This is a genomic window from Ignavibacteriales bacterium, assembly GCA_016214905.1.
In the GTDB taxonomy this organism is placed as follows: domain Bacteria; phylum Bacteroidota; class Ignavibacteria; order UBA10030; family SZUA-254; genus PNNN01.
This window is the reverse complement of the sequence record JACRMQ010000001.1, coordinates 69,192-91,597: the sequence shown is the minus strand read 5'-3', so window position 1 is coordinate 91,597 and position 22,406 is coordinate 69,192. Positions and strand designations below refer to the sequence as shown.

At 39.9% G+C, this 22,406-nt stretch carries 15 protein-coding genes and 1 tRNA gene; 10 read left to right on the top strand and 6 right to left on the bottom strand.

All coding sequences use genetic code 11. The features are described from left to right. Positions 1-4 precede the first annotated feature (4 nt). The 5 genes from HZB59_00365 to HZB59_00345 all read right to left on the bottom strand — a co-directional run bounded on the left by HZB59_00365 (position 5) and on the right by HZB59_00345 (position 4,885). The gene (locus HZB59_00365; GenBank protein ID MBI5019874.1) at positions 5-646 is read right to left on the bottom strand and encodes a dolichol kinase; all 642 of its coding nucleotides are present in this window, start codon (positions 644-646) and stop codon (positions 5-7) included. Between the two features lie 55 nt (positions 647-701). Then, the gene (locus tag HZB59_00360) at positions 702-2,606 is read right to left on the bottom strand and encodes an ATP-dependent zinc metalloprotease FtsH (protein MBI5019873.1); all 1,905 of its coding nucleotides are present in this window, start codon (positions 2,604-2,606) and stop codon (positions 702-704) included. A 132-nt stretch (positions 2,607-2,738) separates the two neighbouring features. Beyond that, positions 2,739-3,293, bottom strand: coding sequence for a hypoxanthine phosphoribosyltransferase (gene hpt, locus HZB59_00355; protein ID MBI5019872.1), 555 nt, complete (start codon positions 3,291-3,293; stop codon positions 2,739-2,741). Then, complete coding sequence (gene tilS, locus HZB59_00350) at positions 3,290-4,681, bottom strand: tRNA lysidine(34) synthetase TilS (GenBank protein MBI5019871.1); 1,392 nt, start codon at positions 4,679-4,681, stop codon at positions 3,290-3,292. Before tilS ends, hpt begins: the two co-directional genes overlap by 4 nt. Positions 4,682-4,808: 127 nt before the next feature. Further along, positions 4,809-4,885 (bottom strand) — tRNA-Met (locus HZB59_00345). Between the two features lie 163 nt (positions 4,886-5,048). Here HZB59_00345 and HZB59_00340 point away from each other — a divergent pair. The 7 genes from HZB59_00340 to HZB59_00310 all read left to right on the top strand — a co-directional run bounded on the left by HZB59_00340 (position 5,049) and on the right by HZB59_00310 (position 14,128). Beyond that, positions 5,049-6,854, top strand: a complete 1,806-nt coding sequence (locus HZB59_00340) for a C69 family dipeptidase (GenBank protein MBI5019870.1) — start codon at positions 5,049-5,051, stop codon at positions 6,852-6,854. Between the two features lie 96 nt (positions 6,855-6,950). Beyond that, positions 6,951-8,891, top strand: a complete 1,941-nt coding sequence (locus HZB59_00335; GenBank protein ID MBI5019869.1) for a hypothetical protein — start codon at positions 6,951-6,953, stop codon at positions 8,889-8,891. Between the two features lie 238 nt (positions 8,892-9,129). Further along, positions 9,130-9,651: a dCMP deaminase family protein gene (locus tag HZB59_00330; GenBank protein MBI5019868.1), complete on the top strand. Its 522-nt coding sequence runs from the start codon at positions 9,130-9,132 to the stop codon at positions 9,649-9,651. Positions 9,652-9,674: 23 nt separating this feature from the next. Then, positions 9,675-10,817, top strand: coding sequence for a DNA polymerase IV (gene dinB / locus HZB59_00325; GenBank protein MBI5019867.1), 1,143 nt, complete (start codon positions 9,675-9,677; stop codon positions 10,815-10,817). A gap of 134 nt (positions 10,818-10,951) precedes the next feature. Next, positions 10,952-11,899, top strand: coding sequence for a squalene synthase HpnC (gene hpnC / locus HZB59_00320; protein MBI5019866.1), 948 nt, complete (start codon positions 10,952-10,954; stop codon positions 11,897-11,899). Next, positions 11,884-12,738 carry a presqualene diphosphate synthase HpnD gene (gene hpnD, locus HZB59_00315; protein MBI5019865.1) on the top strand — a complete coding sequence of 285 codons (855 nt, stop codon included), beginning with the start codon at positions 11,884-11,886 and terminating at the stop codon, positions 12,736-12,738. Before hpnC ends, hpnD begins: the two co-directional genes overlap by 16 nt. Positions 12,739-12,781: 43 nt before the next feature. After that, positions 12,782-14,128, top strand: coding sequence for an oleate hydratase (locus HZB59_00310; GenBank protein MBI5019864.1), 1,347 nt, complete (start codon positions 12,782-12,784; stop codon positions 14,126-14,128). On the opposite strand, the gene HZB59_00305 is transcribed toward HZB59_00310, so the two are convergent. Further along, positions 14,114-14,710 carry a hypothetical protein gene (locus HZB59_00305; protein MBI5019863.1) on the bottom strand — a complete coding sequence of 199 codons (597 nt, stop codon included), beginning with the start codon at positions 14,708-14,710 and terminating at the stop codon, positions 14,114-14,116. The genes HZB59_00310 and HZB59_00305 overlap by 15 nt on opposite strands. A gap of 360 nt (positions 14,711-15,070) precedes the next feature. Between HZB59_00305 and HZB59_00300 the strand changes: the two genes are divergently transcribed. From HZB59_00300 to HZB59_00290, 3 genes are all read left to right on the top strand, one after another. Further along, a complete protein-coding gene (locus HZB59_00300) occupies positions 15,071-16,345 on the top strand; it encodes a tyrosine--tRNA ligase (protein ID MBI5019862.1) in 1,275 nt (424 codons plus the stop codon). An 82-nt stretch (positions 16,346-16,427) separates the two neighbouring features. Continuing rightward, on the top strand, positions 16,428-18,719 hold the full coding sequence (locus HZB59_00295; GenBank protein MBI5019861.1) for a T9SS type A sorting domain-containing protein: 2,292 nt from the start codon (positions 16,428-16,430) through the stop codon (positions 18,717-18,719). 351 nt (positions 18,720-19,070) lie between these two features. After that, positions 19,071-22,205 carry a T9SS type A sorting domain-containing protein gene (locus HZB59_00290; GenBank protein ID MBI5019860.1) on the top strand — a complete coding sequence of 1,045 codons (3,135 nt, stop codon included), beginning with the start codon at positions 19,071-19,073 and terminating at the stop codon, positions 22,203-22,205. Positions 22,206-22,406: the final 201 nt, after the last annotated feature.

Here is a 22,406-nt window from a genome sequence, read left to right as displayed (position 1 = left end):
TATCCTATCCTAATTTATAAATGTCCAGTATCGGTAAAAAGATTGTGTAGAGCAGCCAGAGAGATGCACCCACACTAATTGGAATCGAAAGATTATCGTCGATATCAGCCGGCAGTGCCTCGGTAACAGTTCCGATTAACGCGGCGATGATTCCTATCAGGTATTCACCGAGTTGGTATTCGACTTTAGGCGTTACAATTATTACAATGAGCGCGGTGAAGAAAAATGCGCTGCTACCTTCAACCGATTTTGAAATAAATTTATGTTTCCCAAATCTTCTGCCTATCAAAGCGGCTGCAATATCAGATATGATGAGGATTGAAAAACTGGTGATCATGATTATCTTCGGGAAGACAAGAACGCAAAAAGTCGCTGAAATTAAAACGTACGTTGCCCCGTTGAGAGTTTTGTTTTTCTTATCGTTTTCACGCTTCCGTAAAAGAAAACCAAAATATTTAAAATACCACTTTTCAAACGCTTGATTATAGTATCGTGCAAGATCGGATGAAAGAAAGATCAGCGTCATGGGTACCAATAACGTAAGCGCTACCGGTTTAGAGACAAAATAATAGGTAATCGGAATAGAAAGCGATATGAGATGAATCGCTTTCCGGATAACCTCGATCCGGTAATCAGACTCGATGATAGATTGATTGCGGCTATCGTTCGATTTTACCTGCTCTATGAAATCATTGAGTGGTTTATTTTGCTTCTGCATCAGGTAACGGTACAGGCAATTGTTTCTCTGCGTTATTTTTTCGTTCAATAGGCGGCAGTTCTTCACCTTTAATTATCTTATCTATCTCATCACCGTCGAGGATTTCGCGTTCCAGCAAAACGGTTGCGAGACGGTTAAGTATATCGATATTGTCTTTCAGAATTTGTTCGGCTCTGACCATTCCGTTATCGACGATCTTTTTAACTTCTTCATCAATAATAACGGCGGTGTTGTCGGAATAATTCTTAGAACGTGTAATTTCTCTGCCAAGGAAAATTTCTTCCTCTTTTGTGCCGTAAGCAAGCGGACCGAGTCGTTCGCTCATTCCCCATTCACAGACCATTTTGTGCGCGAGATTTGTTGCACGCTCGATATCGTTACCGGCGCCGGTTGTGAATTGATCGAAGACAAGCTTTTCGGCAGCGCGACCACCCAAAGCGTAAGTGATCATCGCTTCAAGATATTGTTTGGAATAGGTATGTTTCTCATCGATTGGCAGATAAGTCGTTACTCCTAATGCTCTGCCGCGCGGGATGATTGTGACTTTGTGAACCGGATCGGCTTCAGGAACCATTCTGGCTACAAGCACGTGCCCGGATTCATGGTATGCCGTAATTTTCTTTTCGCTTTCAGTTATGATGAGACTCTTACGCTCAACACCCATCATTACTTTATCTTTTGCTTCCTCAAAGTTGACCATTGAAACAGCTTTTTGATTTTGTCTGGCTGCGAGAAGAGCGGCTTCATTTACAAGGTTTGCCAGATCGGCGCCGGCAAGACCGGGCGTCCCTTTTGCCAATGTTGCAAGATTTACATCATCGGCGAGGGGTATCTGACGTGTATGAACTTTCAGTATTCCTTCTCGCCCACGCACATCGGGACGATCTACCACAATCTGACGGTCGAATCGACCGGGGCGAAGCAGTGCGGGATCGAGCACATCAGGTCGATTTGTTGCGGCAATAATAATTACACCGCTGTTTTGTTCAAATCCATCCATCTCAACCAGCAGTTGATTCAATGTTTGTTCACGTTCATCATGTCCACCGCCGAGTCCTGCACCGCGGTGCCTGCCTACGGCATCTATTTCATCGATGAATATGATTGCGGGTGCATTTTTCTTTCCTGTATCAAAAAGATCGCGTACGCGACTTGCGCCGACACCAACAAACATTTCTACGAAATCGGCACCGGAGATTGAGAAGAAAGGCACACCGGCTTCACCGGCAACTGCACGGGCTAATAATGTTTTTCCCGTACCGGGTGGTCCTAATAAAAGAACCCCGCGCGGGATTTTACCGCCGAGCCGTTGAAACTTTCCCGGCTCTTTTAGAAATTCGATTATCTCCTGCAATTCAACTTTTGCTTCGTCGGCTCCGGCAACATCCTGAAATGTAACCTTGGGAGCTCCTTCGGTTTGTACTTTTGCTCTGCTTTTTCCGAAAGAAAATATTCCTTTTGTTCCAACGCCTTGCATCCGGCGCATGATAATCAGCCAAACAACAAGCAATAAAATCCAGGGAATCGCGCTGAAGAGTGCGTTCATCCATGTGTTGTCTTCTTTAGATATTGTGAACCGAATTTCTTTTTCGTTCCATTTCTTAATGACTTCTCCGTCGAGATAAGGAAGGGTTACGAAAAATTTTTCAATTTTAGCAGTCTTACCGCTCGTTGTAACAACATCTGTCGGACTCTTCAACATGCCGTGAAGGTCGAAATTACTTATCTCAGATTTCTTGATATTCGCCGATGAGATCATTCCTTCATTCAGCAATTTTTGATATTCAGTATATGCGAGTTCGTACTCGGTGCCTTCCTGAGAGCGGAACAGCGTCATAATAATGAAAACTCCCAGAATGATTGCCGACCAACTGAGGACAACTTTCATCACTTTGGGCCAATTGAAATCGTCGTCGTTTTTATTCGGTTTTTTTGGAATGCGCGGCTTCCGCGGGCGCTGAATTTTCTTCTGTGAATCGTACTGTTTGTTGTTTTTATTTTCTTCCATAATTAATATGTATCATTTTATCTTATCGTCAATTAATTTGTAAATCGCCCTCAAATTTCTTTGTTTTTGCTCGTAATCCAGTCCATATCCTATTACGAAATATGAGGGGATAGTGAATCCAATATAATCAATTTTTACGTTAATTTTAAGTGCTTGTTTTTTATAAAGGAGTGAAACAATCTTCAATGATTTAGGGTGGTGAAGTGATATCAATCTCTTTATAAAATCAATCGATAAGCCTGAATCGACAATATCCTCAACCACAATTATATCTCGTCCACCGATTGTGGCATTCAAGTCTTTCAAAAGAGTAACATGGCCGGAACTGATTTTGGCGTCGCCATAACTCGATAGTTTAAGAAAATCAACTTCACAATCGATTTTAATATTTCTAATCAGATCGGACATAAAAATGAAAGAGCCGTTTAAGATCCCGATGATGATGGGGACTCGCCCTTTATAATCGCGATTTATTTTTGTCGCGAGTGCTTTAATTCTTTTTTGGATCACATCCTCAGAAAGATATAATTCAAATTTATCGGTTCCGAATTTTAAAATCTTTTTCATAATGTTGGTTCTTTTATTCTTTTATACTCTAATTTAATAATGTTTTTACTTGCTTTCGTTATTCTGAAACGGTTATCTAACCGCATCCCGCAAACCCATACAATTCTTCCATCCGATTCAAGAATAGGGATGGTAAGTTTTTTCAATAACGGTATTTTTTCATCGATAAAAAAATCACTCAGTTTCTTTTTCTGATTCATTCCCAAAGGAGTAAACCAATCTCCATCGTGCCAGGAACGGATATGCACATCTTTACCAAGAAGATCGCCATCAATCAACTCGATGTTCCGATTCTGAGTAAATCGCGGTTTTGATATTTTAGAACTTTTAAATTTGAAATCGTTGAATTTATACTCGGCCTCTATCCTAATCGGATAATAAAATGCGGGTGGACGTTCCCATCGGCGGATAATGAGGTTATTACGATCCCGTAAAATCAAGACATCGTTACCTATTGAAGAAAATGTCCCTGTCCCGGCTTCGGAAATTTTCATTATTGTTATTATGGTGCTATAATCTATCTCAGATCTGCAGAAATCCCGTGTAATTTCATACAGCAATTGTTCTCTCGAAAACTGGGGTAGAGATATAAATCTGTGTCTCGAGATTATGATTTCATTTTTAGTCTTAGAGCGGATGATTTTCTTCTTAAGCGATTTGTTTGTGGTCGAAATGAACTTTTCCAATCCGGTAAAAATATGACTGGAACGTAAGAGTGTACCTCGTACATTCGGATTGATGTTCTGCTGAATAGAAGGAAGGAGTTCATGTCTAATAAAATTTCGGGTGTAATCTTTTTTAAGATTTGATGAGTCTTCGCGAAATGGGATGTTCATCTCCGTCGCGTAACTTGTTATTTCATCTCTGGACGCGAATAATAGCGGACGAATTATGAGTTGGTCTTTTCTGAAAATAGGAATGCCGGTCATACCGTGTATTCCGGTCCCGCGAAAAATGTTGAATAAAATTGTTTCGGCATTATCATCAGCGTTGTGAGCAGTCGCAATCTTTTGGTATCCTAAAGATTTTCGGATTTTGGAAAAAAAATTGTAACGCAAATTCCTTGCTGTTTCCTGGATCGAAAGTTTTTCTGCTTCGGAGATCTGATTTGTATCGGCGCTTTCAATGAAGCAGAGAATATTTCTTTTCTTGGCATAATCGTGGACAAATGCTTCATCCTCATTCGATTCACTGCCACGGAGTTGGTGGTTGAAATGTGCAACCCCGATTGTAAGTTTCATTCTATTTTTAAACTCGAGCATCAGATTCAAAAGAGTCATAGAATCAATTCCACCGCTGACCGAAACTATAATCTTCTCGTTTCGCTCAATAAGCCGATTCTCTATGATAAATTGCTGGAATGCTTTGAATAATTTATGTTCTGTCATAACCGGGTAATGGAAATAATATTACACTCGGGAATTTGAAATAACAGGGAAATTATCTTTTTCAAGACGCGTTTGCATGAGATGAATATAAAATAATATCCTTTCAAAATAATGCCCTGAAAGGATTTGGTAGCGGAGGAGGGAGTCGAACCCCCGACACATGGATTATGATTCCATTGCTCTAACCAACTGAGCTACTCCGCCAAAAAACGTATAAATAAAATGTCGGGCATTTAAATATGCACGACATAAGTACATAAAAATATAAGATAAAAAAGGCAGATTTGCAAGGTTTAAAACTGTTGGAATTCAATCCTTTTTCTTATATTAAAATGATAAATATTCATCAATTAATTCAGGAATTTATATGCGAAAAATATTTCTTGTTCTCTTGTCGGCAATCATATTATACTCTTATCTCAACGCCTGCACGAATATACTTGTGACGAAAGGGGCATCTAAGGATGGCTCAACGATGGTTTCGTACAGTGCTGATTCGTTCACATTTTATGGAGAGTTGTATCATTTCCCCGCGGCTGTTTATCCCGATAATGCAATGGTGGATATTTATGAGTGGGATACCGGAAAATTTTTGGGAAGAATAAAGCAAGCCCGCGAAACTTATAATGTTGTTGGAAATATGAATGAACATCAGGTTGTCATCGGCGAAACAACATTTGGCGGAAGGGAAGAACTTCATAACAGTAAGGGTGTTATAGATTATGGAAGTTTGATATATCTCGGACTTCAGAGATCAAAAACTGCTCGCGAAGCAATAAAAATAATGACAGACCTTGTTAATGAGTACGGATATTACAGTGAGGGAGAATCATTTTCAATTGCAGACCCGAACGAAGTATGGATATTAGAGATGATCGGACACGGCGATGGCATCAAAGGCGCACTCTGGGTAGCTCTGCGAATTCCAGATGGATATATAGCCGCTCACGCCAATCATGCACGCATCAGAACTTTTCCGTTGAATGATCCTAATAATTGTTTTTATGCACCCGATCTGATAAGCTATGCAAAAGATCGAGGTTGGTTCCACGGAAAAGATAGTGAATTCAGTTTTTCCGATACGTATGCACCGTTAGAATTTGGCGCAGTCCGTTTTTGTGATGGAAGGGTTTGGTCGATCTTCCGACGCGTCAATAAAGAGGCGGAGAAATATATTTCATACTTGAAAGCCGAAAACACAGAGCAACTGCCTGTCTGGATAAAACCAGAAAAGAAAATAAGTGTACACGATGTAATGGAACTTATGCGCGATCATTTTGAAGGAACAGAATTTGATATGACAAAAGGTGTTGCCGCAGGACCATACGGCTCACCATATCGATGGCGTCCGCTAACCTGGAGTTATGAGGGGCAACAATATTTTAACGAGAGACCGATCTCAACCCCGCAAACAGGATTTTCTTTTATAGGTCAATGCCGATCATTTCTTCCGAATGAAGTTGGTGGCGTATTCTGGTTCGGTTTGGACGATACTTACATGACCGTTTACACTCCGATGTATACTAGCATCTCTTCTGTTCCATATAATTATGCAAAAGGAAGAGGATCGCTTGGACAATTTTCTTGGGAATCGGCATTCTGGGTTTTCAATTCTGTTTCTAATTTTGCTTATCCAAAATATAGCTTGATAATCGATGATATTAAAGATGTTCAGCAGGAATTGGAAGGATCATTTTTGTCGAAGCAGGAGATGGTTGAAAAAACTGCTCTCGCGCTTTTAAAGAGTTCACGTGGAGAAGCAATTAATTATCTGACAAAATATTCTTGTGAGATGGGAGACCTCACCTACAAACGCTGGAAGAAACTTGGTGAAGAGTTGCTTGTGAAATATATGGATGGTGTTGTTAAAGATGAATATTTTAAGCCGGTGAATGTCGGTTATCCGGATCCGTTTAAAAAGTATATCGTTCAGGAATCGGGTGAGGCGCTTAAAGTGAAAAAGATGCCGGGTGCCGATCTGCTAACTTTTGAGGAAGAAATACAAATTGGAGATAAGCAACTTAGTGAAAAGAAATATGCAGAGGCGAAAGGCGCTTATAAAAAAGCGTTGGAAGCGAAGCCGAACGAAGTCTATCCGAAAGCCCAGATAGAAAAAATAGATAAAATATTATCTGAAATGGAAACCTTGCACAAATCTATTTTCACCAAGTAATATTCAATAATTAATAATCGTTAGCTGTGATTGAATTCTTTCTTCTTATCGATTTGAGGATTCATTCACGGCTTTTTTATTCAAGCACAAGAATGAATGATGACAGGGAAAGCTTTGACCAACCTTCACAAAATATCAAGTAGAATATTATTATTTATACTCGGAATTCTTATTATCGTGTTTGCTTTCCGTGAAATCTATAGTCCGGATATCGGATTCCATATCCGTGCAGGCAGATGGATATTGGAAAATTATCAATTTCCCGGAAACGATGTATTCACATACACATCGGGGAACCAGAATTATATCGATTTGCATTGGCTGTTTCAGGTTTATACCGCAATCATTCACAAACTATCAGGTGAATTCGGTCTTGTTCTGACGAATGCTCTTCTGATCTTATTGTCGTTTTCTTTACTTCTTGTCAGAATTCAACTTAAGGGAAGCTTAAACGAGTTTAAAAATTGGCAGTTCATATTGTTCCTCTCAATAACATCGGTGGCGGTTTTCTTTGAACAACGTCCGAATATATTTTCATGGATATATTTTAACATCCTCCTTATGGTTCTGGAAAATAATGATAAATCCAAAGGGAAATATCTTTTCGCATTACCGATAATTATGTTGTTGTGGGTGAATACGCATTCATTATTTATACTCGGTTTAGTCGTCATCGCCTCTTACCTGCTTGGTGCTGTATATCGTGAACGGAAAATCCCCCTGCGTCTTTCACTTTTTGCCGTTCTTTCTTTAGTGGTTTGTTTTGTGAATCCCTATTTTATTAAAGGGGTGTCGTTACCGCTCCAACAGTTTCAGCTTTTACAAACACACAATGTTTTTAAAGACGCGATCTCTGAATTGGTGTCACCACTAAGCACCGATAGTTATTTCATGAACGGAAGATTTGTATTGATACAGCCGTTGATTTGGTTTCACCTCTTTTTAATAGTCAGTGTATTATCTTTCGTTCGAAGACTGCGTACGATAGAACTTCAGGAGTTATTAATATTCGGATTCTTCCTTTATCTTGCCTCAACAGCCGTAAGAAATATCGGTTTCTTTATTTTCGCAATCACGCCTGCGACAATAATCGGATTACAATCTGTAACTTCATTTGCATCTGAACCAACCGGTAAGGATAATGTTCTCAAACGAATCATTGCGAAAATTAACCCCGGAGGTTTCCAAACATTATCGAATGTTGCGATCATAATAATCTCCTTAGTTTTGGTTATTTCCGTTGTTACAAATGTATACTACATAAATTACCGTTCCAATGACCGATTTGGTTATCGATTCAATAATCAGATGCTGCCGGTAAAAGCCGCAAAGTTTTTAACCGATAATCATCTGGATGGCAAAATTTTAAATCACTTTAATTTCGGTGGTTTCTTAATCTATGCGCTACCTCAAAAGATTTTTATAGACGGCAGAACCGAAGTGATAGGCGAAGAAATGTTCTATCAATATTCTATTCTTTGGAATCAAATCGATAAGAAACCTATCATCGATAAATATAAACCCGAGATAATAATATTTCCGTATCAAAATGAATTTCTATGGGTGCATTATCTACGTTCCGATACAATGTGGCGGTTGACCTATGTCGATGAGTTGGCGGCAGTTTATTTAAAGGAAGGTTACGCTGCGGATATACCGGCATTAGAAACGATGAACGACTCAGTTGCACAGAATTCAGCGGATAAAATATTACATGCTCCATACCCTAGTAGTTTTCCATTGTTGAAATTTAAGCAGCATTATTTCCCGCTTGCAGAATTAGGGTTGTCTACATTTTATTATTACAACGACTGGTTCGCAGATGCCGTAAAAGTGGGATTGGATGGATTGAATAAGAGCACAGTCGCTTGCCCGGAGATGTATTATAATCTAGGGCACTATTATTTTGAGCGAAGGGAATTCGAGAGGTCAGCATATTGTTACGAGAGATTTTTGAAAACGAATTCCGATGGTCTGGCAGCAGAACGTTTGAGGATGATTCGCTCTGGGAAAATTCAAATTTGGAATGAAAAATAGAAATCATAATTTAAGTTTATCATTCAAGTCGCTGTTCATGCGAACGACGATTCATTGAAGATTAATTGTCTGGTTAAGTTCTATTTAACTTCAATCCAAGATGCAAATGATACAAATCCGATGGAGGGAATATTGCATTTAATAAAACAAATGATTAAAATCATTCCACAAGAAAACGTATTTCTTTAATCCCCCGGTCACCTTTTTACAAACGATTACAAATAAAAAGAGAATAATAATGGCAAGAATCAGTAAAGATGAATATTACCTTAATATCGCTCGTGAGGTTGCCGAGCGATCAACATGTTTACGCCGCAAATATGGTGCTGTCATCGTTCAGACCGACCAAATCATATCGACCGGATATTGCGGAGCGCCACGCGGTACGGTGAACTGTATCGATGTAAATTTCTGCCTCCGAGAAAAACGGAATGCAAAGCGGGGTGAACATTACGAGTGGTGCCGATCGGTTCATGCCGAACAGAATGCCATCATACATTCAAAGCGTCTCGATATGATGAATGCAAAACTTTATCTGATGGGTATAGATGTTAAGACCGGATCTCTGATGGATGATGCGGAACCATGCAAACTTTGTCAAAGAATGATAATCAATTCGGGGATCACTCAGGTAATCTCGTACGGCAAAAATAATCTTGTGAAAAAGATCGATGTTGAGAAAGATTGGATTAAGGAAAACATAGGAGAGGTTAAGCGAATAAAAGGTAAATGGATTGTAGTGGACGAATCGAAGATGTAAAATTTGGTTCAAAACCATTAATTATGAAAACAAATATCGCTCACATTGATTTGGATTGCTTTTTTGTCTCGGTCGAAAGAATTACCAATCCATCTTTGCTCGGGAAACCGGTTGTGGTGGGCGGTGATGCCGAAGGTCGCGGAGTTATTGCTTCCGCTTCTTACGAAGCACGAAAATTCGGAATCCATTCCGCAATGTCTACTGCCCAGGCACTGCGACTTTGTCCTCAGTTAACAGTAGTCCATGGTCATCATTCTGAATATTCATCATATTCAAATCGATTATACAAGCGGATGCTGGATATTGCACCGGTTGTCGAGAGAGCATCTATCGATGAGATGTATTTGGACTTTACCGGATGCGAATCGCTTTATGAAAATGACCTGCCGGGATATATGATTGAACTTCATAAGCTTGTGTATAAGGAATTCAATCTCCCATGCACAATCGCGCTTGCTTCGAATAAACTAGTCGCAAAAATCGCTGTCAATCAGGTGAAACCGAACGGTGTAACGTTTATACCTCACGGGACGGAAGAAAAATATTTAGCTCCACTACCGATCGGAGTTATTCCGGGTGTTGGAAAGAAGACGGAAGAGTTGTTAAAGAGAAATGGATTTCAGATTGTCAACGATTTGCAAATGGCAAATCCGAAATCGCTTGGTGATTTATTGGGGATGAATGGTGACTGGATATACAAAGCATCGCATGGAATTGGTTCATCGCAGTTAGAAGTTGAGCATACCGCAAAAAGTATAAGTAAAGAGGAAACCTTTTCAAAAGATATTTCAGATATCGGTGAAATGGAAAAGATTCTTCACGAATTAGTTCAAGGTGTTTGCAGTTCGTTAAGGAGGAAATCCTTGAAATCGACTACAGTAACAGTCAAATACAGAACAAGCGATTTTAAAACTTTTTCAAAACAAAGAAAGATTGAACCGACAAACTTCGATCCGGATATATTCGATGTGGCGAAAAGTATACTGGGAAAACTTCATGATGGAAAGAGGAAGGTCAGGTTGATTGGTGTAGGTTTATCAGATTTTGTCAACGAGAATGAACTGACGCAAGACTTATTCACAAACACCGACAAACAAGATAGTGCAATGAAAGCGCTTGATTCACTTCGAAAAAAATTCGGTGATGATGTCATAAAAATTGGTTAATCAAGATAATTCCAATACATAAAAATCAGGGACGCCTTTTTTTATCTCTTTTAACATTTTATGTCGAATAAATCAATCTTTTGACTTTCGCTCGTTTTTTAGTATTTTTTTCAGTGAAGGAATCTGAACACATCTTGAAAAAACCTGAGGAATCGAAGTATTCAATTGATTCCACAAAGAATTATACACTCGAAGAATCGTTCGATTATTGTTCCGTTATCACCGGAACACATTACGAAAACTTTCCGGTCGCCTCTTTTTTCTTACCGCATGAAAAGCGACAATACATTCAAGCGATTTACGCTTTCAGTAGGGTCGCTGATGATTATGCCGATGAAGGAGAGAGGACAAGCGATGAACGATTGGCGCTATTAGAAAACTGGGAGAGGCAACTTCAGCAATGCTACGAGGGTGAAGCATCTCACCCGATTTTTATAGCGCTAAAAGATACAGTCAAGCGACTTGATATTCCAATTGAACCGCTGCGGGATTTGTTAACGGCATTTAAAAGAGATGTTGTTCAGAATAGATACGAAACATTTGATGACCTTTTAAGTTATTGTAAATGTTCTGCTAACCCGGTGGGTAGACTGGTGCTAATAATATTCAATTACCGTGATGAGAAATTATTCGAATTATCAGATCATATTTGCACGGCACTTCAACTCGCGAATTTCTGGCAAGATGTGAAGATCGATAAAGAGAAGAACAGATTGTATATTCCATGTGAAGATATGAAGAGACATAATTATGCACTGGATAAATGGAATAATAGAGTGATTGACGATAGGTTTAAGGAACTGATGAAGTTTGAAGTTGAGAGAACGAGAGAAATGTTTTACCTCGGGGCAGAGTTGCCGGCACTGGTTACCCGCGATTTGCAGTTAGAATTAAAATTAATTTGGTTCGGCGGCATGGCGATATTAAAAAAAATAGAAAAACAGAAATATGATGTATGGAATAAACGTCCGAAATTGCGAATGAAAGACCTCTTCCTTATCTTAACAAGAGGTTTAATTTATAACGATTTAACTTTTTACAAAAAGAAAAAGCCCAAAAAAGAACAATGGGATCTGACATAGCGTTAACAAATATCGGACAGCTAAAGGAAAGCAAATCAAGTTTTGCGTTTTCTTTTTCGTTTCTTCCAAAAAGAAAACGAGAAGCGCTGAAAACTGTGTATGCCTTTTGTCGCACCACCGACGATATAGTTGACAATGAAAAAGACCGTTCATCCAAAATAGCACTCCTGCAAAAATGGCGATGTGAATTAGAAAACGCCATCAAAGGAGAGTCAACATATCAGATTTTGAACCAATTAAATGTTGTTGCAAAACGGTTTCATATTCCTGTTCAACATTTTTTTGAGTTGCTCAAAGGTGTTGAAATGGATTTGATAAAAAACCGATACAATACATTTGAAGAGCTAAAAGATTATTGCTATTTGGTTGCATCATCGGTCGGATTGATGAGCTTAGGAATATTCGGACCTCGCAATGATAAAACCCGGGAGTATGCCATAAATCTCGGAATCGCGCTACAGTTAACAAACATAATCCGAGACGTTGGTATCGATGCGAGTTACGGGAGAATTTATCTTCCGGTAGAAGATCTTAAAAAATTCGGCTACGCCGAAGAAGATCTGTTCGCGCACCGGTACAACGAATCGTTCATAAAATTGATGGAATTTGAAACCGAGCGGGCGGAAGAATATTTCCGGATGGCTAAAGCTTCACTGCCAAGAGAAGATAAGAGGGTGATGTTCGCGGCGAAAATAATGGAACGGATTTATTATCACACCCTTTTACGGATTAAGCAAATCGATTACAAAGTGTTTGATTCATCAGTACACATTCCCCGCACAATCCAGTTTTTAATCGCTGTCAAATACTGGGTTAAACAGCGAATGTTCGGTCTTTAGTCCATGCAACCTTCCGAAAAAATTTAACTTCATAGAAAAGGTAGTGTACGATTCGATTATTATTGGTGGAGGTTTAAGCGGTTTAGCCGCTACGGTAAAACTTGCCGGGGTTGGTAAGAAAATAGTTCTAATTGAGCAAGCGCCGAGATTAGGAGGAAGATGTTATTCATTCGTAGATAAAACCACAGGAGATGTTGTAGATAACGGTCAGCATCTGCTTGTTGGCGCTTACCATAATCTTTTAGACTATTTAGATTTAATCGGCACCAGACATCTGGTTTCATATCAAGAAAGATCTAAAGTTGTTTTTTTTGATGCGATGAAAGGTCAATCCGAATTTTTATTGAAGGAATTGCCGCGACCGTTTAATTTGCTTTTGGGGCTGTTCGATTACAAACATTTACGTCCGATTGATCGATTTAAATTATTGCGTGTAGGGGTTGCAATAAATAATTGGACAAGTTCAACAGAGAGACGCTTAGAAAAGCAAAATATCGATGAATGGTTGACATCGTTAGGGCAATCGGAAAACGCGCTAAAATATTTCTGGCATCCGATAGCAGTATCGATTATGAATGAATCTCCAAAAATCGCTTCGGCACTGTTATTTGCCCGTGCGCTGAGATCGACATTCCTCGGTTCAAAAAATGATTCGGCAATCCTTACTCCAAAAGTTGGTCAGTCTGAACTTTACTCTGAACCGGCAATCCGATTTTTAAAAAACCATGGCGCGGTAATATTTTTAAACAGACAAGTTGTATCATTATTCTTAAAAGAGGGAGAGATCAAAGGTGTAATCACGCGGGATGGTGAGACCCTCGAAGCAGAATCAGTTGTTAGCGCGGTTACTAATTACGCTTTGTCGGAAATCATTCCTGAAGAATGGAGAAAAGAAAAGCCGTTTTGCGATATCGGTAAAATTCAGAACTCACCTATTGTTTCGGTGAATCTGTGGTACGAAAAAGATTTTATGGATCTCGATTCAATAGGATTGATCGATCGAAATTTTCATTGGTTTTTTAATCGGAGGCGCATCATAACATCAAAAAACCAGACAGGATATATTTCCGGTGTAATAAGCGCCGCGCATGATTATGTTGATCTCGCCAATGATGAAATCATAAAATTAGCTTTGAAGGATATTCAACTGATATATCCTCAAAGCAAAAATATAAAAGTGATTGATTCACTTGTTATTCGCGAAAAGAGAGCAACAATCTCCGCGTCTGTTGACATCGAACATATCAGACCGGAGACGGAATCTAAAATTAAAAGATTTTTCATCGCGGGGGATTGGACAAATACCGGCTTGCCGGCAACTATCGAGGGGGCTGTTATGAGTGGTTTTAAAGCGGCAAATAAAGTGTTGGCATTGTCAGGCAACCAGTAACCTCAAGAGTGTCCATATAAAATTTTCAAGTGGTATCAGAAGAATAAAAAGTATCAACGCTATTCCCCATTTGTACGGAATACATCTTGAGTCGTGTACAATGATGATTGTCAAAAATATAATCACAAGAGATAAGAAGCATAGTAAAACAATAATCGGCGTTGGATTGTTAAAATGAATGAGCGAAAGCCAGATCGATTCGTCTGCAATGACTGTTGTTTTCTTATAGATCAGCATTTGAATGAACACGGTTACAATTTCGGTAAGGCGCATGCTCGCGTTGACGAATGCCATTGAAGCGGCGAAGAGGTTTTGCGGATTGTGTAAAAAATACCAAAAAGAAACAAACGCGACAATGAGCGTGACAATTGTTCCGGCAGCCGCAGCAACCGGATGATAGTTGGTTACGAATTCAGTACTTCCGGCAATATCTAAATTCGATTTGCCGATTATACTCCCGAACAGAGCGTGTGTCAGAAAATGGAAAATGATAGACACTAATACAGCGAGCAGGAATAAAGGGATTCCTTTCTGCAATAAATATTTTCTTGGTAATTTTGGTTCTTCTTCTCGTAGAGCCATTTTAGTTATCGGTCATTTGTTATTAGTCATTAGTTAATTGGTAGTATTTTTAAACTTAGAAATCCGAAGCTCTGGCTTGTTAGTAGCAACTTCTGAAAAATAGAATAACAGTCATGGTGAGCCTGTCGAACCATGACAGTTTGATCCAAATTCACGCTTCGACAAGCTCAGCGTGACGAGTATTCTTATTGTTAAAGAATTTTTCAGATATCTCTATCAGAAATTATCTGTATCGATTATTTAAAACGAATTTGTAAAGATAAAACATTTTTTAAAACCGTGCAAGAATTGTATTTGTTTTTTCAATCCGAAGATTGTAATTTATCAAATACTAAAAATTAAATTGACGAAAGATTTTGAATGAAAGATTTTTATAAAGAGCTAGAATGGCGCGGTTTTATCCATACTTCAACGCCGGGGATTGAAAAACATTTAGCCGAAAGTCAGGTAAACGCGTACATCGGATTCGATCCGACCGCACCCAGTTTGCACGTTGGTTCGCTGCTACCCATTATGGGACTTGTTCACTTGCAGAGAGCCGGTCATATTCCTATTGCAATCGCAGGTGGCGGAACCGGTATGGTGGGTGACCCGAGCGGTAAATCGCAGGAACGAAAACTTCTCACACTTGAAGACCTTGCGTTCAATTTAGAGGGTATCAAGAAACAACTTGCGCGATTCTTAGATTTCGACTCAAAAACGAATCCCGCGAAATTGGTGAACAACGCAGACTGGCTCACAAAACTTTCGTTGATGGAATTCCTCCGAGACGTTGGGAAATATTTTTCGATCAACGAAATGCTTGCGAAGGATTCTGTCAAATCGCGTTTAGAAAAAGAGCAGGGGATGTCTTTTACCGAATTCAGCTATTCTATATTGCAATCGTACGATTACCTTAAATTGTTCGACCTTTTCAAATGCACGCTTCAGATGGGAGGCAGCGATCAGTGGGGGAATATTACTTCTGGTATCGATTTAATCAGGAGACTACGAAGTGCCGAATCGTACGCGATTGTTTATCCGTTAATAACGACATCGGGTGGTGTCAAATTCGGAAAGACTGAAGGCGGCACAATCTGGCTCGATTCGGAGCTGACTTCTCCTTATCGATTTTATCAATTTTGGATTACGACCGATGATAGGGATGTTGTGAAGTATTTAAAATTCTTCACGCTCTTACAGAAAGAGAGAATAGCAGAATTAGAAGAATCAGTAAAAGTGGCTCCTGAAAAAAGGGAAGCACACCGAATTCTGGCGCAGGAAGTTACAAAAATGCTTCATGGTGAATCCGCCCTGGCACAGGCAGAAAGAGCGACGAAAATATTTTTCGGCGGTGAAATTGCAGATGTCAGTGAGAAGGAACTTTTAGACATCTTCAGCGATGTTCCGTCTGTTGAAATAGGTAAAAATCAATTAGACGGCGAAGGTATTCCGCTTATCGAGTTGATGGTTACTGCCACGGTTGTTAAATCAAAAGGGGAAGCCCGCAGGGCTGTTCAAGGTGGTGGAATTTATTTGAACAATATCCGCGTGGCCGAAGTTGAGAAAAAAGTTTTAGTTACCGACGCATACCACGGCAAATTTATTGTTTTAAGAAAAGGCGGAAAGAATTATTTTCTCGTTAAAATTATCTAATCTGAAATGTTATGTTATTTGCTTATATTTGATTACGCAGATTAATATAGATTTAAACTGATTACATATAAAAGGATTAAAAATGAATAGAACATTACTAATTTTCGTATTACTTCTGATTTCGGTTGGATTATATGCTGGTGAACCTCAGATGATACAACGATATAACAGGCTAACGAATAGCTGGGCAGCTTACCCCGAAGTTTCAGTCCAATGGGTGCAGCAAGTACATCAAGATTCACTCTTGGTTGCAGATCAGTTGCAAAACACTGTCCCGGCAAGATGGACATTGCAAACCTCAGATCACATGGGTGATACTGTGGTTGTAACAGGATTAGTAATAGTGCCTGCAAAGGTTATTACTTATACTGCCAAGGGGTTTACAATGTTGTTAAGAGATACAAGCGATAATCAATCGTGGAGCGGATTATTGGTGCGTGTAAATTATAACTTGTCGGCAGGGATAAATGATACAGCTGCTGCAATTCAAGATGGTTTCATGAATCCTGAAGCTGGTGATATTGTTAGAATCACCGGGTTGATATCAGAGTATCCAACAACTTCAATGAATAGTGCCACGCAATTTCAGCCGGTTAAAGGATATGCGATCGAGATAATCGGAAGCAAGGCACTACCGACTCCGATATCGAAGAATGTTTCTGATTTTTATACCGGAATATTTTCAGGTGGAAAAATCTGGTATTCTAAAGGTGAGATGTACGAAGGAATGGTTGTGGAATTAACGAATCTAACAATTGATGCAAAAGTGAATACGCTTCGCGGTACATTCAGTATGATCGATGCAAGTAATAATCAGATTACTATGCTGGATGCTTCTAAATATTTCACGAAGGCAGGTGGAACGACTGACCATCCTTATCCAGATCCGATTTGGACTGCTATATATGAGTCACCTTCTTTCATAGCATCGAAGATTGACACAATACGTGGATTCATAACTATTAATTCAGGTTCCGAAGCAGCGCGCGGATATCGTATCTGTCCGCTTTATTACGGTGATATTGTTTTCGGCAAAGTGCTTCCATCGATCACAACGCACCGACGGAATCCGATTATTGTTCCATCTGACAGCTCCGCTAAAATTTCGGTGAGAGCATACACTCTTGCACCGGACAGAAAAATATCATCCGTAACTTTGAAATACAGCGTCGATAATGCCGCATTCGTTTCTTTGCTGATGACATACAAGTCATCCGATAGCACATACAACGCTACAATTCCCCAATTCCCCGAAAATACATTTGTAAAATATTTCATAGAGGCAGTTGATGATGATACACCAGCGCAAATGACGACACTAGCATCTTCCGCTTTCGGTGGTGCTTCGTCTGATACATCTAAAGGATTTTTCTTTTATAATGTTTTGAACAGACCGTTGACTATTCAGGATGTGCAGTACACACCGTTCACGAACGGAAGAACACCATATCTCGGTGCGGTTGTTTCATTATCGGGTATAGTCACTGCCGATATAGATCATCTTGACATTACTCAACCATCCGGTGGCACAAGTACATGGTATATGCAATCCGGTAATTCTCCGTGGAGCGGTATCTGGTTCTCCGACACGCTAAGCGCTCTAAAATCTTTGAGGAACGGAGACAGCATAACTGTAACAGGATCTGTTGCCGAAGATTATGATGTAACCAAATTACAAAGAATTACTGTAGTAACAATTCATTCAACCGGTAATCAAACACCTGCACCGGTTGAATTACAATCATCCTCAATCAGTTCCAGCGCCGGCAATGGCGACCCTGTTGCCGAATCTTATGAAGGGATGCTTGTTCGTTTAAATAATGTTACCGTTACCAGCATTAATCCTACTTTTGCTGACCCGACTGAATATCAGGTTGATGACGGAAGCGGACCTGTGCTTGTTCAACAAAGCAGAAAAAATAGTTACACAAATATTCCGGGTGATACAGCCGGCGGGAAGACACTCATTAAGCTCGGAGATCATATCTCAACGTTGACAGGTATTATTTATTACAGCTTCAACAGTTATAAATTTGTACCGCGCAACAATGCCGACTTCGGAACAATCACCGATGTTTCAGGTCCCGGTTACGATTTGCTACCGACAAATTTTGTACTCAACCAAAATTATCCTAATCCGTTCAATCCAAACACCAATATCGAATATCGGATATTGAATTCCGGATATGTATCTTTGAAAGTGTTTAATCTTCTCGGTCAGGAGATAGCTACGCTCGTCAACGAACAAATGCAACAAGGTACTTATCAAGTTACTTGGGATGCAACGAAGCATTCCAGCGGTGTATACTTCTACAGGCTCATTGTCAATAACGGTGAGTATTCGAGTATGAAACGTATGCTTCTTGTAAAATAAGAAAATATGTAAGTGGACTTCATCTCAAGTATGTGGTCCACTTACCATTCAATATTCCTCATTTTTATCCCAAAATGACAATAAATTACTTTCACGCTGGCATCAGATTATACTTACTGTGCGTTATCACCCACAAATAAAGATGAACTAATTTTTTGAACATCTCATCCTAACAGGTAAATCAGGAACCCGAAGATAGATTTCGTCTTCAAAATAAATTTTAAAAATATTCAAAAATCTTTGGAAAAAAGTTGAATATTCCATTTTACTTTCTTAAATTCAATATATTCCGATACTGTCAACGATAACAAAATCATCATTACACAACCTAAAACTTCTAGGAGCCCCTCTATGAAACGATTGCTATTCTTAGCTCTTGTTACATTGTTCGCGATGAATTTACAAGCCGCAGAGCATAAGACAATAAAGCGATTCAACAAACTAACAAACACTTGGGTAGAGACACCGCTTGTCTCTGTACGTGATATTCAATTGGTGCCGCAAGATTCTCTCACACTTGCAGAGACACTGCCAATAAGTAACACTGCACAGTGGAAATTGCAAGCCGCCGATCGTGTACGAACAGTTTCAGCCAATGATGATACTGTTACCGTGGATGCGATTGTAGTAGTTCCAACAAATGTTATTACATATACGGCGCGAGGAAAAACATTATTGTTGTACGACACACTTCCAGTAGTGAGCTCATGGGGTGGACTTCTCGCGCGTTCAGAAAACGCAGACTCTGCCGCAATGGTCTCCGCAGGTTATTTTAATCTTGAGCAAGGTGACAGGATATTAATTACCGGCGTGGTCCAGGAGTTTCCAGCCGGACAATTATATAGTGCAACCCAGCTAAAACCTCTTCCAGGATTTGAGATTACTTTTAAGGGTAAAGCTGCCCTGCCTACGCCGATCCGGAAGAATGTTTCTGATTTCTATGTTGGCCAATCTCCGGGTGGAGCTGTTAAATTTACAAGCGGGGAACAATACGAAGGTATGCTGGTTGAATTGGTAAATTTAACTTGCGATGCGCGCATCAATACAAGTCGTGGCACAATAAGTATGGTTGATGCATCCGGGAATCAAATTTCAACATACGATTGCTCCCGATATTTCACTTTCGGATCCCCAACAGATCATCCTTTCGGTCCGGATCCTGTTTGGCAAGCAACTTTTCCAACTGTTGGGCAGCGGGTGGATACAATACGAGGATTTATAACGACAGCTAGCGGGATGGAAGGTGAACGAGGATACCGTATTGCTCCACTATTTTATGGTGATGTTGTTTTAGGTATTTCATTACCCACGGTTACATATCATCGTAGATATCCGGTTGCAGTTACTTCACTCGACAGTGTACTCGTCCAAGCAACGGTTCGATATAACCAAGGTGGTTTCGGAATATATAGAGCAGTTTTAATTAAAAGCATCAACAACGGACCATGGGTTGCAGATACGATGACTATGGTAACTTCAGATTCAACTTATCAATCATATATTATCGATTCAGAGTACAATCCGTATCCGGCGGGGACTGAAGTAAAATATTTCTTTAAAGGAATTGATACAGTAGGCAATGAACAGATACTTGCCAATTCAGATCCCAGGTTCAGTACCGACACGAGTAAAGGATTCTTCTTCTATAAGGTTATCGATGGTCCAATGAGTGTTAAAGATGTTCAATACACTCCTTATAAAAACGGCAGAAGTCCGTACTACGGTGGTCAAGTTACAGTGTCGGGGACTATAACTGCGGATACAACGGATTTGATGAAAACACCCCATTCAAGTTTAACGGGTACAGGTGTTTGGTATATCCAAACCGGTAACACTCCATGGAGCGGTATTTGGGTGGCTGCTGCCGATTCTGTTCTGCGCGGGTATATGAAAGGCGATAGCATTCGTTTTAAAGCGTATGTAAGCGAGAACGACAATGTTACACAATTGTACAATGTCTCAGATGTTACACTTCTTGCAACGGGACGTAAAGTCCCAGATCCTGTTCTACTGACAACCAGTACTTTTGCCTCAGCTTCAACAACCGCGGAACAGTGGGAAGGTATGTTAGTAAAGTTTGTCAACCTCACTGTCAATAACGCGGCACCATATTTTTCCGATCCCCAAATCTATGAAGTTGATAACAGCTCAAATCCGATTTATGTGAACGCTGATGGTTTACATTCATACGGCGTAATAGCAGGGGATACAAGCGCAGGAATAAAAAATAAAATTCTCCATACAGGGGATAAAATTGACACCCTCATCGGTATAATATATTACAGCGTAAATCGTTGGAATATTGACCCTAGAACAAATTCAGATTTTCGTGGTGTTGGAGATACGTACACATTCCCGCCCGGATGGAATATGGTCTCGGTTCCCAAAACACAAGAGCCATCGGCAAATTACGCGCTTTCAAATTTATTCCCGGGCTTTACGGGTAATGCATTTTATTATGAAGGCACCTACAAATCTACAACGCAACTCAACATCCAAAAAGGTTACTGGATGAAATTTCCCGCAACCAAAACTGTGCGCCAGATCGGCAAACCGCGCACGCTTGATACGCTTGCAATAGTAGAAGGATGGAATATGGTCGGTGCGCTTTCGGCGAATGCCTTAGCTGCTGATTTCTCTGTATTACCTGTAACAAACACGCTCAGTACCTTCTTCCGTTTCGAAGGCGGATACCAGATCAGTGACACAATAAAACCTACATTTGGTTATTGGGTGAAAGCAACAGAAAATGGTTATCTTATTATGAACACCGGAGGCGGTTTGGCGAAATTCAATCCCGCTGTTCCAATAATCGTTGATTTCAATACTATTACAATCAGCGATCGTGACGGTAACAATCAGGTCCTTTATTTTGGCGAAGATGCCGAGAGAAAAATCGATCTGAACCGATTCGAATTACCGCCGGCAGCTATGGAAGCAACATCGTTCGACGCGCGTTTTGGAACAGGCGGCATTGTTGCTACATACGCGAAAAATATTGTTGAGCCGGTTGAGTATCCGATAACGATCAATACGGAAAACAGCCCGCTCTCAATTAGTTGGAACATCAAAGATCAAACCGGTAAGTCATTCGTTCTTGCCGATTACAACAACGGTAAAACATTCAAGACGAAAGAACTTGTCGGCACCGGCTCGGCTCAATTCACGAAAACCGGAAACAGCAAGTTAAATATTAAAGTTCTTAACGGCGGAACATTGCCTAAAGAATTTTCGTTGAGCGAAAACTTCCCGAATCCGTTCAACCCATCAACACGTTTGCAGGTTGCCATGCCTAAAGCGGCACGCTTGCAGGTTGTTGTTTACAATCTGTTGGGTCAAAAGGTATCGACTCTTGTTGATGAAGTGAAAGAAGCCGGTTATCATACAGTTGAGTGGAATGCTTCATCTGTGGCAAGCGGTGTTTACTTTATCCGCATGAACGCAGATGCATTCAGCGCGGTTCGTAAAATTATGCTGATGAAGTAAAAATATAGGCGAAGCTGGCCCCTTAGTAAGATCTAAGGGGTCAGAATTTTCTCATAATTAACAATTATATAATATTAATAGCTTGACAGTAATCTGTACTTTTATTACTTTAGATTAGTTTATTATCAAGCCCCCATTTTTCCTAAATCGGAAAAGAAAATAAATAAATAATAATATTTGCTAATGCCCGTTGATACAGGT